Annotated in this window: 17 protein-coding genes; 12 read left to right on the plus strand and 5 right to left on the minus strand. The window is 36.5% G+C overall.

Annotated elements, in window-relative coordinates; translation table 11 throughout:
- Positions 1-11 precede the first annotated feature (11 nt).
- The 12 genes from GX311_09155 (at position 12) to GX311_09210 (ending at position 12,896) form a co-directional block, all read left to right on the plus strand.
- The gene (locus GX311_09155) at positions 12-764 is read left to right on the plus strand and encodes a hypothetical protein (protein NLK16547.1); all 753 of its coding nucleotides are present in this window, start codon (positions 12-14) and stop codon (positions 762-764) included.
- A gap of 26 nt (positions 765-790) precedes the next feature.
- Positions 791-1,555, plus strand: coding sequence for a CPBP family intramembrane metalloprotease (locus GX311_09160; GenBank protein ID NLK16548.1), 765 nt, complete (start codon positions 791-793; stop codon positions 1,553-1,555).
- A 19-nt stretch (positions 1,556-1,574) separates the two neighbouring features.
- A complete protein-coding gene (locus tag GX311_09165) occupies positions 1,575-2,465 on the plus strand; it encodes an alpha/beta hydrolase (protein ID NLK16549.1) in 891 nt (296 codons plus the stop codon).
- A 17-nt stretch (positions 2,466-2,482) separates the two neighbouring features.
- Positions 2,483-3,133 (plus strand): acyloxyacyl hydrolase, encoded by a 651-nt coding sequence (locus GX311_09170; protein ID NLK16550.1) that lies wholly within the window; start codon positions 2,483-2,485, stop codon positions 3,131-3,133.
- Positions 3,134-3,169: 36 nt separating this feature from the next.
- Positions 3,170-3,622: a hypothetical protein gene (locus GX311_09175; GenBank protein ID NLK16551.1), complete on the plus strand. Its 453-nt coding sequence runs from the start codon at positions 3,170-3,172 to the stop codon at positions 3,620-3,622.
- Between the two features lie 272 nt (positions 3,623-3,894).
- A complete protein-coding gene (locus tag GX311_09180) occupies positions 3,895-4,353 on the plus strand; it encodes a hypothetical protein (protein NLK16552.1) in 459 nt (152 codons plus the stop codon).
- Between the two features lie 114 nt (positions 4,354-4,467).
- The gene (locus GX311_09185) at positions 4,468-5,283 is read left to right on the plus strand and encodes a CPBP family intramembrane metalloprotease (GenBank protein NLK16553.1); all 816 of its coding nucleotides are present in this window, start codon (positions 4,468-4,470) and stop codon (positions 5,281-5,283) included.
- The gene (locus GX311_09190) at positions 5,280-6,089 is read left to right on the plus strand and encodes a CPBP family intramembrane metalloprotease (protein NLK16554.1); all 810 of its coding nucleotides are present in this window, start codon (positions 5,280-5,282) and stop codon (positions 6,087-6,089) included. The genes GX311_09185 and GX311_09190 overlap by 4 nt, the downstream gene beginning before the upstream one ends.
- Positions 6,090-6,285: 196 nt before the next feature.
- Entirely contained in the window at positions 6,286-7,047 is a 762-nt protein-coding gene (locus GX311_09195) for a cell wall-active antibiotics response protein (GenBank protein ID NLK16555.1), read from the plus strand.
- Positions 7,048-7,076: 29 nt separating this feature from the next.
- Positions 7,077-7,883, plus strand: a complete 807-nt coding sequence (locus GX311_09200; GenBank protein NLK16556.1) for an alpha/beta hydrolase — start codon at positions 7,077-7,079, stop codon at positions 7,881-7,883.
- Between the two features lie 211 nt (positions 7,884-8,094).
- Complete coding sequence (locus GX311_09205; protein ID NLK16557.1) at positions 8,095-12,417, plus strand: 2-hydroxyglutaryl-CoA dehydratase; 4,323 nt, start codon at positions 8,095-8,097, stop codon at positions 12,415-12,417.
- Positions 12,418-12,554: 137 nt separating this feature from the next.
- Positions 12,555-12,896: an alkylphosphonate utilization protein gene (locus tag GX311_09210; protein ID NLK16558.1), complete on the plus strand. Its 342-nt coding sequence runs from the start codon at positions 12,555-12,557 to the stop codon at positions 12,894-12,896.
- A gap of 222 nt (positions 12,897-13,118) precedes the next feature.
- Here GX311_09210 and GX311_09215 read toward each other — a convergent pair whose 3' ends face one another.
- The 5 genes from GX311_09215 to GX311_09235 are packed head-to-tail and all read right to left on the minus strand — an operon-like array spanning position 13,119 to position 18,211.
- Positions 13,119-13,613 carry an NAD(P)H-dependent oxidoreductase subunit E gene (locus GX311_09215; protein ID NLK16559.1) on the minus strand — a complete coding sequence of 165 codons (495 nt, stop codon included), beginning with the start codon at positions 13,611-13,613 and terminating at the stop codon, positions 13,119-13,121.
- Between the two features lie 31 nt (positions 13,614-13,644).
- A complete protein-coding gene (locus GX311_09220) occupies positions 13,645-15,420 on the minus strand; it encodes a 2Fe-2S iron-sulfur cluster binding domain-containing protein (GenBank protein ID NLK16560.1) in 1,776 nt (591 codons plus the stop codon).
- 13 nt (positions 15,421-15,433) lie between these two features.
- A complete protein-coding gene (locus tag GX311_09225; protein ID NLK16561.1) occupies positions 15,434-17,227 on the minus strand; it encodes an NADH-quinone oxidoreductase subunit NuoF in 1,794 nt (597 codons plus the stop codon).
- A gap of 15 nt (positions 17,228-17,242) precedes the next feature.
- Positions 17,243-17,641, minus strand: a complete 399-nt coding sequence (locus tag GX311_09230) for a (2Fe-2S) ferredoxin domain-containing protein (protein ID NLK16562.1) — start codon at positions 17,639-17,641, stop codon at positions 17,243-17,245.
- Positions 17,642-17,656: 15 nt separating this feature from the next.
- The gene (locus GX311_09235) at positions 17,657-18,211 is read right to left on the minus strand and encodes an ATP-binding protein (GenBank protein ID NLK16563.1); all 555 of its coding nucleotides are present in this window, start codon (positions 18,209-18,211) and stop codon (positions 17,657-17,659) included.
- Between the last annotated feature and the right edge of the window lie 4 nt (positions 18,212-18,215).

Below are 18,215 nucleotides of genomic sequence, written 5' to 3' on the forward strand. Positions count from 1 at the left end.
GATAAAGTAATATGAACGGAATTTTTTATTTTTCATCAACAGGAAATAGTCTTTTTATCGCTGAACAAATCAAAGCTGAATTGGACGGTGAGATTCGCTATATTCCTAAGTTTAAGGATGATGTCAATACCTATGATAAGATTATCATAGTTTCACCTATTCATAGTTTTGGTTTACCCACGCTTGTTTATGATTTTATTGTCAATATGAAATCCTCCAAGCCATTGTATATTGTGCTCAATCACGGAGGAATGGAAGCATTTGCCCCATACTATGCTTATCAGCTTTGCAAAGAAAAGGGACTTAATATACGTTCTGTTCAGGTTGTTATGATGCCAGAAATCTACACTTTAACATTTTCACAACCGAAATGGGCTATAAGAATGGTTCTACGCAAGGCTCCTAAACGCTTAAATCCCGTTATTGCTGCCATACAAGACGACATGGAGATTATTATTTCCAAGCCTAAGAAAGACAAATGGACGCCAAAACATCTTGAAAACCGCAAAAAATGGCATATGTTAGCCAAGGATTTCAGTATTACAGAGAATTGTAATAATTGCCAGAAGTGTATTCGCATTTGTCCAACTGGCAATATCCAACTCGAAAATGGTCGCATTGTCTTTGGCGAAAAATGTGTTGCCTGTTTGAGTTGCTACCATCGCTGTCCTGAAAAGGCTGTTGTCTATAAAAACAAACGAAAAAAAAGCAGATATATAAATCCCCTTATCCAAGAAAAAAATATTGGTGCAGACCAACTCTAATTTTATAAATTTAAAAAAATATAGTTATGATAAAACGATTATTAATAAGCATTGCCTTTGGGATTTTGATAATACTATTTCCTATAATGGCAGGAGTTATTACTCAAGTTAATGGTATAGAAGATGTTGAAACCGTATATTTAATACAAGCCATTTGTTTTGTTTTAGCGGCAATTGTCGGTGGTGTTATTTATAGAAAGTATAGGTCTAAGTCAAAAACAAGTTCAAAATACCCTTATGATAAAGTATTGTATTTTATTCCAATAATTCTTATGGAACTTATCGTACTAATTCCCGGGTATATTAACGAAGGATTTTACCTTCATAACAACCTGAAACTATTCGTAATAATATTAATATTTACTTTAGCTGTTGGTTTTTCAGAGGAGCTTTTCTTTCGTGGCATAATACTTAAAATCTTAAAAAAAGATGGAGTTATTTATTCTATAATTGCTTCATCTATAGTGTTTGGTTTGCTACACGCTTCCAACTTGATTGGTGGTGCCAATATGCTTTACACTGTACTTCAAATAATATACGCGCTTTTGTTTGGATTGGTAGCTGCATCAATTGTTACGCTCCATCAATCCTTAACTCCTGTTATTGTATGGCACTTTCTGCATGATTTTTTAGCATTTTCTATGGGAGATAGGGTACATGGCGTTGAGGTAGAGTTAAGTCCCCTTATGATTGGACTTTCCTTAGTACAAATTTTGATAATGCTTTTATACACCATATACCTTTATAAGAAAATAAAACAAACTAATGTTTTAGAACAAAGAGTCATTTAACCTTAAGTGGTAAAAAATTATGAAACAATTAATTGGCAAATGGAGTTCTGCTGAAAAGCAACAGGAGTACGTAGAAGCGTACAAAAGAGCACTTCAAACAATGCCCGAAGCCGAATCGATAAGAATAAAAACATCATTTGGAACGGTACAAGGTTATTGTTGGAAAAATGATCATGCAAACCATAAAAGTCCGATACTTCTCTTTCCCGGAAAGTCTTCAGGTACACCTATGTGGTATGCAAATGTTCCCGATTTTTATAAAAATAGAACTGTGTACGCCTTTGATGCGTTGGGAGATGTGGGATTGAGTGAGCAAGAGATTCCAATAAAAAACAGTGCAGATCAAGCGAAATGGATAAATGAAACGATAGAAAATCTTCACCTGACGAAAGCAAATATAATAGGACATTCATTTGGAGGCTGGTTATCAGCTAATTACGCTTCATTGTATCCTCAAAAAGTTGCCTCTTTGATTCTGATTGAACCTGTTTTCACATTTCAGATGATAAAACTTATTATCGTATTAAAATCGATACCCTACAATATGAAGTTTTTGCCGAAAAAGTGGCGACAGGGATTATTGAAACAAATAAGCGGTTCAGAAACCATTGACACAACCGACCCTGTGGCAAAAATGATTGACGAAGGAGCAAATTATTATTCTTCTAATTTACCTAATCCAACAATGATTAGCAAGAAACAAATGCAAGAATGGGAGTTCCCTGTATATGTTGCTTTTGCTGATAATAGCGGTGTTCATAATTCTGTTAAGGCTGTAGAAGTGGCTGAAAAAAACGTTAAACACGTAACCGCTAAAATATGGAAAAATGCAACTCATTCGTTACCAATGGAATATGCGGAAGAATTAAACAGCGAAATCATACAATTTATTGAAAAGAATTGCGACTAAAAAAACGAAATTTAGGTATGAATAAAAAAATTGTTTTTACGTTGCTGTTTTGCTTAGCAACGTTTGGTGCTTTTGCTCAAGAAATTAAAAGTAATAATTCAGAAAACTGGTTCAAAAGACATTTTAACCAAAGAATATACTTTAGCTATTATGGTTCATACTATCATGACAACATAAATATGTTACAAGGTGGATATGACGCTGTATTAAAACTAATCGACATAACTCCAAAATACAATTTGATTGATTTTAGTATTGGGCTAAATGGTTTAATGGCTTTTGATCAAGTAAATGAACCCAAACAAGATAACTTTGGGAATATGCGTCCTGATCATTCAAAAATTACGCCCGGATTTGAACTAAATTGGTGCGCAAGACTTTTTATATTGCCAATTTCAAAAATTAATGCTCGTTTGTATGTAGAAGGACTTGGGATGTCATTAGTTGTATATGCCAGGGAATTTCCTGATATAAACACTACAAATGGAAGAGCAACCGGCTCGATAGTCAACATTGGAAGTCATGTTGGAATGGGAATGGAATATCAAATAAATGACAATCTTAAAGGTTATACAAGTATCCGCTTGTTTCATGCTTCAAATGGGAAAAAATATGTGGATAATCCAGCATTAGACGCAGTAGGAATAATAATGGGAGTACAATTTTAAGTAGAAATTACACAGCTAAATCAGTTATTTACTAAAATGAACAAAGAAAAGTCAATTAAAGTAGGAACGAAAATCACATATTACATAACGTTAACTCTGAGTATGTTAGTTGGGTTTTGGCATTTTTTCGTGCCACACTTGTACAATTGGTATGACTATCTTCCTATGCAATATGAAAATCTTATAGTCGGAATTGATTATACTAATTTGTGTTTTGCATTGTTGCTATTTGGAAGCAGTTTAGTGTTAATTATATTGGCAAAAAGTGTGTTTGCATTAAATTTTGAAACGCTCGTTTTCTATACGTTTTTAACAGTGGTCTGGGTCTTTAGAGCATGCCTTGCTACGTTCATCGAACCGTGGCCCTTGGAACCGATTCCGGCAGTAGCGATTGGACAGTTGATCGGCTCAGTCATTCTGGCTCTGTTGATGGTTTTTGTAACAACAATGCTTTGGAAAACAAGGGTTAGAGTAAAATATGAACGATAAAATAGCGTAGTTTTTTTATGTGTATGCGCTGTTTGGACGCGTGTCAAAAAGTGTGTTGAAAATATAGGAAATTGAAAGAAACAAAACTCGTCATTGATCGGATCTATTCAATAGAGCAAATTATTGAAGTACACTAATATGTTGATAAAGGTCATAAAAAGGGTAATGTGGTAATAAAAATTGATTAAAAAATGACGAACACAAGATATATGGTGTAAAACCATGCTTATTTTTGAAAAACAACAATAGTTAAACCAAATAAAATAATCTTTATGAAAACACGAAACATATTAGTTGGTCTTTTACTCTTTCTTTCAGTAGGAGCCTTATTTGGTGGAGGAGCATTTCTAATATTTCCAGAAGGTTGGATGGGAATGACACCAGAATTAATGCTGCAACACTCGCCTTTTCGAAACTTTTTTATACCCGGACTTATTTTGTTTACTGTACTTGGAGTAATGCCTATTTTTGTTGTTTGGGGACTACTAAAACACAAGGATTGCAAGATAGCTCAAGCAGTAAATATATTCCCCGATATGCATTGGTCGTGGTCTTGGTTGGTTTACACTGGCTTTGCACTTATTATTTGGATTTATATGGAAGTCTATTTCCTACAAGGTTTCCATTGGCTACATTCATTTTACTTTTTCTATGGCATTTTACTATTAGTTTTGGCACTCTTAAAGCCGTTACGTCAGCACTATTTGGTAGAGAAAAAAGACAAACATTGAAATTCTCTTATTTAAGAATAGAATATTAGTGCTGACCAACTTTGACAATTACATAGGAGCCTTATTTATTCAATTTTATTATAAATTTTAGGAAGCAAAATGGAAAGTAAGATTATTGAAAAGTACAACAGACCTATTTTCTTTTATGGTTTATCATTGTTAATCCCGTGGTGTCTTTGGTTTACAGTTGCCTATATTAGTCATTTGCCGAAACAAAACAGTTATTTAATTTTTATTCAGGCACTGTTAGCAATACTTGGATTATTGGCACCGACTTTTGTTGCTGCCTATCTGTTTTTATCAAATAAAGAGCTATTTAATGACCTAAAAAAAAGATTTATCAGTCAAAAAGGGTTTAATCATATCTATACTTTTTTAGCTTTTACATTGATTTTTATTTCAATGGTTCTAGCTCAACTCATATCGTTGTTGTTTGGTCATAGTCTTGACCAATTTTACATTTCCGGTTCACCAAGTTTTACCTCATCGTTACTTTCACCTTGGTTTATTCTGCTTTTTGCACCGGTAGTTGAAGAATTGGCATGGCACACATATGGTACAGATGCTTTACGACAAAGATTTAATCTTTTTAAGACTTCCATGATTTTTTCCCTTTACTGGGCTTTTTGGCATTTGCCGCTCTCCTTTATAGACGATTACTATCATAGTAATGTAGTAGCTGAAGGGTTATTGTATTCTTTGAATTATGTATTCAGTCTTTTTGTTTTTGTTATATTAATGAATTGGCTGTATTACAAAACAAACCGAAATATTTTTATTACAATAATATTTCATTGTTCTGCGAATGTTACAAATGAGATATTTGCCACTCATCCTGACAGCAAAGTAATTCAAACACTGTTGCTACTTATTATTACTGTAGTTGTTTTGTTTAAAGAAAAAGAGATGTTTTTTAGAAAAGAGTTATGAGTAAAGATAATAGGTTGATAAACAAAAAACTATTCAGAAAATTTAATTTTTTCTATCTATTAGTTTTTCCGTTCACAGGGGCGTTATACGGATTATCAGTATTAATTTGTAAAAAACTGAGCTTTAATTTTATTGAAACTGCTTTAATTACAACGATGTCGGCACAATTAGCACCAGCTTTAGCAGCAATTATAAGCAGAAAACGTTACTCGCAAAGTATTCCTTTTTTTGTAAAGCCTAAACTTAATTGGGCTTGGCTTCTCATTATCCTTATTCCTATGCTCAGTATTGGTTCTCAACACTTAATATTACAATCAATGGGGCAAACGTATATAAACTCAGCTTTTTTTGTTACGCCATCACTAATAATATTATCAGTAATAACAACGCTTATTGGCAGTATTGGCGAAGAAATAGGCTGGCGGGCATACTTGTACAAAACGTTCAGAACAGATATAAAACCGTTAACGAGTTCCTTGATTGTTGGATTAGCTTGGGGACTTTGGCATTTTACAAAAATATTTCAGTTTGGAGTTATTCACTATCTTATTTTTACGCTTTCTGTTATTCCTATTAGCCTATTGATGACCTATTTGAATGATAAATCTGGAGGAAGCATTTTGCCTTCAATTTTACTTCATACGTTTATCAATTTAGCATATATGTCCCTGCTTTTTGAAAGAGAAACAATTGTTGGCTACATTATTAGTATTTCTGTTTTGACGATTATCATTTTGTTAGTGAGAATAGTCGATTCTGGATATTTTAACAGTTCTCGTAAAAGCCGATGTTTAAAGAATAGTTGAAAATTGACTTTATGCGTTTAATTATTCTATAACAATAAACTTAATAAAGGGAAAAATGCTCATGAATTATGTGATTATACATAAAAACTTAACAAAATCTTAACGCCATTTTATTGTTGTTATACACCTTTTCTTTAAGGACTTAACTAACTTTGCAATATTTGTAATTAAATAGTTAACTTAAACGTATAAAAATATGAATGAAAATATATTCAACAAGAAAGGGTATAATACCCTCAGTTTGTTAATTGTACTTGGTGCTGTCTTGGTATTGAGTGGTTTGCTTTTACTTGCATTTAATATTGGCTGGCTAAATCCTGCACTTAAATCAATTGTTTTTTCTTGGCCCATGCTCTTTGTCCTGTTCGCGGTTATTGGTTTTGTAAAAAGACAAAGATTGATCTCAGTTATTTTTTTATTGCTTGGCCTGTTTTTTCTTTTGCCACGCTTAGAGACTGTCTATCCGGGGATATTAGGCGAAGCAGGTAAAGAATTCACATCTAACTACTGGCCTCTTTTACTGATAGTTATTGGTTTAATGATTATTATTGCAGTTGCCATAAATAGAAAGAAAAAAGTTCCCTTTAGAAATGATATCGTCAATAAGCAAAGTAATACAGACGGTTGGATAGTAAAAGATGTTATTTTCGGTGGCTCGGAAAGTGTTTTTCTTGAGCCTATATTTAAAGGAGGAAAAATTGATGTGGTTTTTGGCGGCGTAGTGCTTGATTTACGGAAAACTACCTTGCCAGAGACAACAGTATATCTCAACATAGATGTGGTGTTTGGAGGAGTAACGATTTATATTCCAGAAAACTGGAGTGTTAAATCAGATATAGATTCTGTTTTTGGGGGTTATAGTGATAAGCGTGTAAATGTAGTTGTTTCAGATGATAAGAGCGATAGTAAGCTCGTTTTGCAAGGTACTCTAATATTTTCGGGTTGTACAGTTCAGTAGTTATATTTTAGCGTGATAAACAGATAAATATGCTAAAAGAAAAATCAATAAAAACAGAAAATGGCGAGATTTACTATTGGCTCAATAAAAAGCCTAAAGATTCAGATGTGTGTGTTGTTTTTTGCCACGGACTAACAGCAGACCATTCTTTGTTTGAAAAACAGATTGATTTTTTTGCATCTAAATATCAAATTTTACTATGGGATATTCCTCTGCACGGGAAGTCAATCCCTTACCAAAATTTCACATTCGATAATGTCGCTTTTGACCTAAATCAGATAATCGAAAAGAAGTGTGCAAGCAAATTAATTTTTGTTGGACAGTCGGGCGGAGGATATATCGCACAAGCATTTATTAATAAATATCCCTATAAAGTGCATGGTTTTGTTGGTATCGGAACCACACCATTGGGCTTGAAATATTACAAAAAATCAGAACTCTTTTGGATAAAACATTTTGCGACTATTGCAGGCTTATATCCTTATTCACTTTTTTGCAAAGCCTGCTCTAAAAAGGTTGCTGTGACTCCAGAAACACAAAAAAATATGCACCAAACATTAGTGCGTTTAGGAAAAAGGAATATGCTTAATGCCACTAATTCGGTTTATCAAGAGTTTTTGAGAGCTAAAAATTGTGTTCAGTTTCATTTTCCTATTCTGTTAACCTATGGCGAGTCCGATAAAGTTGGGTTAGTTGCAAAATATAATCAGCATTGGGCAAACACGGTAAATGCAAAATTGAAAGTAATAAAAAACGCTTCGCACAATGCAAATTATGATAATCCATTGGAATTCAATTATATTCTTGAGAAATATATAAAGAAGAGAATAAAATAAAAAGTTTTCTTTAATAGTGGCTATTTGAGTGAAAGCAGAAACATCTGATATATAGGCATAGATATAATAAAAGATGGTATATCAAAGTGAAGACAGTCTCATTTTTAATTTTGCAACCTTAAATAAAATCATTAAATTCGTCGTAACAATAAAATTTTCGTGTAAAGACCATTAATCAACACAAGATGAGTCAATTGTCACGGCAAACATTATGAATTTATCACATAATTCTCCTAAAAATAGTCCCCAAAAACAGCCAATCAATATAGGATTAGATGCAGGCTCTACGACTATTAAGGTAGTAGTAACCGATTCACAAAATCAAATCATATACAAGGATTACCGCCGACATTACGCCGATGTTCTGGGAAATTTGAAAGAGATTTTATCTGATATATTGGATAAAATTGGCGATTGCCCTGTCAAGTTCTGTTTAACTGGCTCTGCTGGAATGGGAGTAGCAGAACGTTATAAAGTCCCTTTTGTCCAAGAAGTGGTAGCCTCTTGTGAAGTCATTTTACGCCAATTTCCTGATATAAAGACATTTGTAGATATAGGTGGCGAAGACTCCAAAATGATTTTCTTTAAGCCCGGTAAAACTCCCGACATGCGAATGAACGGAAGTTGCGCAGGTGGTACAGGCTCATTTATAGACCAAATGACTACGTTACTCAATGTCGATATTGATGAGTTTAATTTATTGGCAGAGCAATCCGAAACAATCTATCCGATAGCCTCTCGCTGTGGCGTTTTTTCCAAAACAGACGTACAAAATCTTTTAGCCAGAAATGCCAGTAAAGCCGATATAGCTGCTTCTGTCTTCAGAGCAGTAAGTATGCAAGTAATAACCTCTTTAGCAAGAGGTTACGAACCTGAGGCTAAGGTTTTCCTTTGCGGAGGTCCGTTTACATTTATCCCATCACTGCGAAAAGCATTTATTGAGGAAATGAAAATGGATAGCTCTGAAATTGTGATTTCAGAAAACTCAGAAGTAATTCCGGCTTGGGGCGCAGCTATCGTTGCAAGCGACCAGCAAGAGAGCAAGCCGCTCTCTGAATATATCTCAATATTCAACAGGGAGGTAAAAAGAGTTATCAAAAGTGTTCACACTCAATTAAAACTCCTTTTCAAAGATAATGATGAGTACGCCGAATGGCTAAAATCAAAGGAAAGATATAAACTTCCTAAAATAGACATTAAAGACATTAAAAACCCAAACTGTTTTATCGGTATCGACAGCGGTTCCACTACAACGAAAATTATCGCAACTGACGAAAAAGGAAACGTTTTTTACGACTATTACACTAAAAACAAAGGACTTTCGCTACAAGCCGTAGCTGTTGGATTGCAAAAACTCTACCAACAAACGCAAGATGCTGGAATAGAGATGAATGTACTCGGTAGCTGTGTGACTGGGTACGGCGAAGATTTAGTCAAAAAAGCGTTCCATCTCGATTCGGGCATGGTCGAAACGATTGCTCACTATATGAGTGCCCACCATTTCAACAAAGATGTTTCTTTCATTTTGGATATCGGCGGGCAAGATATGAAAGCCACTTTTATAGAAAATGGAGTTATTAAACGCTTGGAAATCAACGAAGCGTGCTCTTCGGGCTGTGGCTCATTTATTGAAACTTTCGCCAATTCGCTCAACTATTCAGTCCCCGATTTTTCAAAAATAGCTCTGAAATCCAAGCATCCGTGCGATTTAGGTACACGTTGCACTGTCTTTATGAACTCCAAAGTGAAACAAGCACAGCGTGAAGGAGCCTCCGTAGCAGATATTTCAGCAGGATTAGGTTACTCTATCGTAAAGAACTGTCTGAATAAAGTATTGAAACTCAAAGATATCAAAGAGTTAGGTAACCATATAATGGTGCAAGGAGGCACGTTTAGAAATTTGTCCGTAATTCGTGCATTGGAGTTAGAATTAGGTAAAGAGGTTATGGTTACCGATTATCCCGAACTGATGGGAGCTTACGGTGCTGCCAAGTACGCAAGTAAAAAGTTTGAAATGGGTCAAACAACTACGGTAAAATTGGCAACCATTTCCGAGCTGAAAGAGTATTCCGAAAGAAAAACAGTTTGCAAAGGATGCGAAAATAATTGCACAGTTACCCAATTCAAATTCGATAACGACAATAAATTTTACTCTGGCAACAAATGCGAAAAAATATTCAACAATTCAGGTGAAGCCACTGTAAAGGGAGCAAATCAGCACACCGAAAAATACGATTTGCTGTTCAATCGCGCTGTTTTGGAAGATGGAAAAATCACTCTTGGAGTTCCTCGCACATTGGGGATGTACGAAAACTATCCCTTTTGGCACTCCTTGCTAACCGAGTGCGGAATCAGAATCGTGCTTTCCGATAAATCCACTATGGCAATGTACGAAACAGGCATTGGCACGGTAATGGCTGATAATATCTGCTTTCCCGCAAAACTCGTACACGGACATATTTACAACTTGGTTGACAAAAGGGTTGACAGAATTTTTATACCTTACGTGGTTTTTGAAAACAAAGAGGACGAAAAGACCAATAACAGCTACAACTGTCCGATTGTTACAGGCTACTCAGATGTTATTAAAAGTGCTATCAATCCACAGGAAAAGTTCGGAATTCCTGTTGACTCGCCCACATTTACATTTGCCGATAAAAAGTTGATGCGTAAATCGTGCGTAGAGTATATCAAAACTCTTATACCTGAAATAGATACAAGAAAAATCAATAAAGCATTCGAGAACGCCCTAATAGCTCAACAAACCTATGAGGAGCAACTAAACAGACGTTCAAACGAGATTTTAGACAAGGCTGTTGCAGAAAATCGTTTAGTTATACTGCTTGCAGGGCGACCGTACCATATCGACCCATTGATACAGCACAAGATTTCCGATTTAGTAGCTGATTTTGGAGCAGATGTAATCACAGAAGACGTTGTTCGTCATCTGCAAGCCGACCCTGAAGATGTGCAAAGCATTATGCAGTGGGCTTACACCAACCGAATTTTCAAATCTGCACTATGGACTGCAAACAGAGCGCCACAAAATGTACATTACGTTCAAATAACCTCATTCGGTTGTGGTCCCGATGCCTTTATTCTCGATGAAGTAAATGACATCTTACACCGCAAAGGCAAAAACGCAACGATAATAAAGGTAGATGACATTAACAATATCGGTTCTACTCGTTTAAGAATACGCTCGCTTATCGAGAGCTTGAAATTTAAACACGAGGACAAGGTTTACGAAAAAGATATCGCTGTACACACGCCACCTTTCGAGAAAGAGGATAGACGTAGAACGCTTCTCGGACCGTGGTTTGGAGATTTCTATTCGCCGTTTCTTCCTGCTGCTTTTGAGTTAATTGGCTATAAAATGGAAAACCTACCACCAAGCGACTTAAAATCAGTTGAATATGGATTGCGATACTCCAACAATGAGATTTGCTACCCTGCTACTTTAGTTGTAGGAGACTTAATGAAAGCCTTAGAGAGTGGCAAATACAACAGAAATGAAATAGCATTGGCAGTAACTCAAACCGGCGGGCAGTGCAGAGCAACAAACTATGTAGCCTTGATAAAAAAAGCAATGATAGCTGCAGGATTTGAAGATATTCCTGTTGTAACTGTCTCAACCACAGCAGGATTGAACTATCAGCCAGGCTTTGAGATAAACTGGAGAAAGTGTGTTCGTGCCATTTTATGTGCAATGGTTTATGCTGACTGTCTATCACAGTTTTATTACTCAACGGCACCCAGAGAAACAGAAATAGGCGGAGCAAAACGCTTGAGAGATAAGTATTTAGAATTAGGAGTAGAGGCTCTCAGAAAAAACAGTCGCGCTAGTCGTTTTTATCATTTGGCTGAACAGGCAGCAGATGAGTTTTTGAGTATCAACAACCAGAAAGAGATTCCAAGAATAGGTGTAGTAGGGGAGATCTATGTAAAATACAACGATTTTGGTCATAAGCACGTTGTTAATTGGCTTGTCGAGCAAGGAGTAGAAGCTATTTTACCGCCACTAACCAAGTTTTTTATTGTTGCTTTCGCCAATAGTGAAGCCAGAATTAAAGGAAATATTGAAGAGCGCACTACGCCAAAGTTTGTAATGAATTTTGTAGAGAAATTGGTTTACAGAATTATCCGTAAGATGGAATCTAAAATTTCCCATTATCCGTTCTATTTCCCAATTTCCAACGTTCACGAAGATGCAAAACATGCATCAAAAATAATAAGTACCAACGCTCAATTTGGCGAAGGGTGGAGCATTCCTGCCGAGTTTTCAGAATTCGCACACAACGGAATAAACAACGTAATCAGTTTGCAACCGTTCGGCTGTATAGCTAATCACGTAATTTCCAAAGGAATAGAGAAAAGAACAAAAGAACTCTATCCCAATATGAACCTACTGTTTTTAGATTTCGACAGCGGAATGAGCGAAGCCAACATTTATAATCGTTTACATTTTATGATTAGGAATGCACAGGTAGCGGTTTCGTCAGAAAATAGGGAAGAACCCGTTGATGTTGTGTAAGGAACTTGATAAATAAGTAATTTGTTCTTTTTATGTAAATTTGAAGTACAACTTCAAATTTACATAAAGACATATGGGTATCCAAATAATCCTTATCTTTACAACCAATTTATTAACACACAGATTTTCAAAATATTATGAGTAAAGCAGTCATTTGCCCTAAATGTAAGTCAGAATATACCTACGAAAGCGGTGCACTTTGGGCGTGTACACAATGTTTTTTCGAGTGGGATCCGGCAGAACTAAAAGCCGCGCAAGAGCATGCAAGCAAAGTGTTTGATGCCAATGGCAATGAGCTACAAGACGGCGATTCGGTAGTAGTAATCAAAGACTTACCAGTAAAAGGAATGCCACGTCCAATAAAAGCTGGCACTAAAGTAAAAAACATTCGCCTAACCGACGGCGACCACAATATAGATTGCAAAATTGATGGATTTGGTGCTATGGCGCTGAAATCGGAGTTTGTTAAAAAAGCGTAAGAAATCAATTACGAATGAATAGGACACAGAACACACAGATTAAACAGATTTACACGGATAAAAATCTGTGAAAAATCCGTTATATCTACGTCATCTGTGTTCCATTCGTAATTCGTAACTCGTAACTGTACATCTCTAATTGTAAAAAAATCCACTAACTTAAAAAATTAGTGGATTTTTTTATCAAAACCTATAACATTTATTTATAGGCAGTTACAAAACTTATTTTGCTTCGTATCCGTACTCTTTTAGAATCTCTTTTACTTGGTCGGGAGAAACACGTCCATAGGTTTTGTCGCCTACAACTACAACAGGAGAGAGACCACATGCGCCTACGCAACGAAGGCAGTTGAGTGAAAATTCACCATCTGCTGATGTTTCGCCTACATCAAGTTTAAGTATTCGTTTGAACTCGGCTAAAACCTTTTCTGCACCTCGTACATAACATGCTGTTCCTGTACAAATTGAGATTGGGTTTTTACCGCGAGGTATCATTGTAAAGTACGAGTAAAACGTAACAACTCCGTAAACTTTTGCAACAGGTATATTCAGTTCGCGAGCAATTATTTCCTGAACTTCTGCCGGCAGGTAACCGAAAATTCCTTGTGCACGATGAAGCACGTTGATCAATTCGCCGGGGTTGTTGTTAAACTCGCGACATACATCTATTAATTGTTCAACTTCTGCGTGTTTTAACGCAACTTTTAATTCAGCCATATCGTTATTTATTAAATCGGATTCTTTTAAATTATTTTTTTGTTTTAATCTTAGGAGATTTATCCTGATAGTGCGTATGCAATAAATGGTGCGCTTTGTCGCTCATTGGTTTACCTAAGAACTTTTCATAAAGTTCAATAATCATTGGGTTCTCATGTGACTTACGGATTGGTTTGTTAGCGTCTTCACGATAAAGAGCTGCTGCACGTTTTGTAAGTATTTCAGAATCACCATGATGTAATGGCTGACCACCACCGCCTACACATCCACCAGGACATGCCATAATTTCAATTGCGTGAAACTCTGATTTTCCTGCGCGGATTTCTTCTAACAGTTTCCTTGCGTTACCTAAACCGTGAGCAATACCTATATTAACTTTGAAGCCGTTAAAATCAATTGATGCAGAACGGATTCCTTCAAGGCCACGAAGTTGTTCAAAATCAACTTTTTCAAGTTTTTTTCCTGTATATACTTCATAAGCTGTACGGCATGCTGCCTCAATAACACCACCAGTTGCACCAAAGATAGCAGCTGCACCTGTTGACTCTCCAAGTGGACTATCGAAATCTTCATCAGGCATATTATTTAGGTCCATGTTAGCTTCTTTAATCAAGTGAGCTAACTCGCGTGTTGATATTGAGAAGTCAACATCAGGATTATTGTCTGTTTTAAATTCATCACGTTGACACTCATATTTTTTCGCCAAGCAAGGCATTATTGATACAACAATCAAGTCCTCACGTTTTACACCAATTTTGTCAGCAAAGTAAGTTTTTGCGATGGCTCCAAACATTTGCTGTGGCGAACGTGCTGTTGATGGAATATCAAGCATATCTGGGAATTGTTGTTCAAAGAAATTAACCCAACCTGGACAGCATGATGTTAAGATAGGTAGATTAGTTGGTTCGCCATTCAAGAATTTAGTTAATCGGCTGAGCAACTCGGTACCTTCTTCCATAATGGTTAAGTCTGCAGCAAAGTCGGTGTCGAATACGTAATCAAAACCTAAACGACGTAATGCAGCAGCCATTTTACCAGTTACCAATGTACCTGCTGGCATTCCAAACTCTTCCCCTAAAGCTGCGCGAACTGCAGGAGCTGTTTGTACAACAACAGTTTTCTTTTTATCTGCAAGTGCGCGAATAAGTCTTGGAGTATGATCAACCTCAGTTAATGCTCCTGTTGGACATACAGCAACACACTGTCCGCAATATGTACAACTAGACTTAATCAAGTCCATTTCAAATGCAGGGGCAACAACAGAAGTAAATCCGCGGTTGACAGCACTTAATGCACCTACAGTTTGAACTGTATTACACATAGTTTCACAACGACGACACATTACACATTTATCAAGGTCTCGAATAATTGAAGGAGAGTAGTCGGTTTTATGTTTTGACATTTCGGCTATCTCTTCATTATGAATAGTTCTAACACCAAGTTTAATTGCTAAATTTTGTAAGTCGCACTTTCCAGATTTTGGACAAGTTAAACAATCTTTCGGGTGATTAGAGAGTATAAACTCTAGAACTGTTCTACGTGCATTTAAAACGCGCATTGTGTTTGTGCGAACCACCATGCCTTCAGTAACATCTGTTGAACATGATGGAGCTAAATTACGGCGTCCTTCGACTTCTACAACACATATACGGCAACCAGCTGGTTTATTTTCGATACCCAAGTGTTCTAGATTCATATAACACAAAACCGGAATATCTATCCCTAGTTTACGTGCTGCTTTATAGATTGTTGTTCCAACAGGTACCTCGACCTGTTTGTTATCTATCGTAAGTTTTACAAATTGCATTGTCAATTTCCTCCTATTGTATGAATATAGCGTTAAATTTACATTTCTCAATACATGCTCCACACTTGATACACAAATCTTGATTTATGGTGTGTGGTTGTTTGCGTTCGCCTGTAATGGCTCCAACCGGACATACGCGTGCACATGCTGTACAACCGGTACAATTATCAGGATTAATGAAATATTGCATTAACTCTTTACATGAACCGGCACGACATTTTTTCTCGTTTACGTGCTCTTCGTACTCATCCCAAAAGTTGTCCAATGATGATAATACGGGGTTAGGAGAGGTTTGACCTAATCCACAAAGAGCGGTGTCTTTTATAACACGACCCATATTTTGTAGAAGTTCCAAATCTTCCATTGTTCCGTGTCCTTTACAAATTTTGCCAAGCGTTTCGTGCATACGTTTGTTTCCTACGCGACATGGAGCACATTTACCGCAAGACTCCTCAACTGTAAATTCAAGATAGAATTTAGCTACCGAAACCATACAGTCGTCTTCATCAAGAACAATCATACCGCCTGAACCCATCATTGAGCCTGCTGCAACAAGGGTGTCAAATTCTATTGGTGTGTCAAGGTGTTTTTCGGCTAAACAACCGCCCGATGGACCTCCTGTTTGAACAGCTTTGAATTTTTTACCATCTTTGATTCCGCCACCAATTTCGTAAATAACTTCACGAAGTGTGATGCCCATTGGTACTTCAATTAAACCAACGTTGTTGATTTTTCCTGCAAGAGCAAATACTTTTGTTCCTGGAGATTTTTCAGTACCAATTGATCTGAACCATGCGCCTCCCTTTTGAATAATTACAGGAATATTTGCAAATGTTTCAACGTTGTTAACGTTTGTTGGTTTGCCCCAATATCCTGATTCTGCGGGGAATGGTGGTTTTACGGTAGGTTCACCACGTTTACCTTCCATTGAGTGAATTAATGCTGTTTCTTCACCGCAAACAAATGCTCCAGCACCATATTTCAACTCAATATCGAAATCAAATTTACTTCCTAGAATTTCTTTACCTAACAAGCCATATTCACGTGCTTGAGCAATTGCAATTTGCAGACGTTTAATTGCTAATGGATATTCTGCACGGATATAAATTAAACCTTTTGTTGCACCAATTGAATATCCGCAAATAGCCATTGCTTCAATAACTGAGTGTGGGTCACCTTCAAGGATTGACCTGTCCATAAATGCGCCGGGGTCGCCCTCGTCAGCATTACAAACAACATATTTCTGGTCTGCTTGATATTTGCTTGTAAATTCCCATTTTAGACCAGTAGGGAAGCCTGCACCGCCACGTCCGCGTAAGCCCGAATCTTTAATTATTTTGATTACGTCTTGTGGAGTCATCTCTGTAAGGCAGCGAGCCAATGCTTCGTATCCTTCGCGACCGATGTACTCTTGAATGTTCTCAGGATCAATAAATCCGCAGTTTCTAAGAGCAATACGTAACTGTTTGCGATAGAAACCCATGTGTTTTGAGTCTTCAATTGTCTCTTTTTTGTTTGGATCAACATAAAGAAGTCTCGGAACTTTACGTCCTTTGATAATATGTTCGGCAATTATCTCTTTCGTATCTTCTGGTTTTACATGTACGTAAAAAGTATTGTCGGGCATAATTTTAACAATAGGACCCTTTTCACAGAATCCAAAACAACCTGTTTCGATAACCTGTACGGTATTGCTAAGGTTGTTTTCTTCAATTTGTTTTTTGAAGTTTTTAGTTATTGCAGCACTTTCGGATGCTCGGCAACCTGTGCCACCGCATACTAAAATATGCATCGAGTATTTTGCCATGTTGCGTTTCCTCCGTTATTTGTTATCAATAGTATCGTAGTTTTCTGGTAGAATACCTTCAACCAATTCTCCATTCTTAATGTATGACTCAATAATTTGGTCAGCTTTTTTGGTATTTACGCCGCCAAATACAATTGGGTCTTTGCCTGGTAGTGTAACTTCAACAGTTGGTTCAGCAAAGCTGTAGCCCATATCACCTGTTTGAGTTACCACGGCTTCAATACTTCGTTTTTCTAGTTCTTCTATAAAGAAGTTGAATGTCTCTTTGGCACCTGATGCAATTCCGCTTGTGCCCATGCCAACTTTTACTTGTACAAGGCTTTCATAATTGTCGCCTTTTTCACGAAGGTGTACCTTAGCTTGAAGGTCCTCCTTCATTTTACGTAGGTCAGCCAATGATTTTACTTTAGCCATTTTTGTTTGTTTTTATTAATTTGAATTATTGTTAATTATATCATGAATGTTTTCTTCAAACATTTCTCTTAAGTATTTCACTATCTGGGGGTTATTGATAGGCGTACCCTCTAATGCCTCTTTTATTTCACGAGTATCAAAGGTAATGGTTTTTTCTTTAAATACATGCGTATAAATAAAATCAATTTCTGGATTTCCTGTAATGAGAATTGTCATAACTCCCGCAATGTCTCCTACAGGGGGTCTGTCAATATTGTCGTATACAAACATTGCAACAACTGTTGTGCCTACACCTTCTTTTGATTCAATAGTTAAATATCCTCCTGTTTTCTCAGCATTTTGTTTGAACAAAGGGATTCCCAATCCAACTTTTCTGGTTGTTCGTGTTGTGTAGAAAGGATCAACTATTCTTTTTGCAATCTCTTCAGACATTCCCCTTCCATTATCTTTTATGGTAACAGTCAAGGTGTTAGCTTCGGGCTGTTCGTCAATAGTGATTTCTGTTAGCAGTGATTTTGCACTAACAGAGTTGTTCGCTACATCTAATATATGTAAGGCTATGTCTTTCATTTAT

The sequence above is a fragment of the Bacteroidales bacterium genome (assembly GCA_012519055.1).
In the GTDB taxonomy this organism is placed as follows: domain Bacteria; phylum Bacteroidota; class Bacteroidia; order Bacteroidales; family Salinivirgaceae; genus JAAYQU01.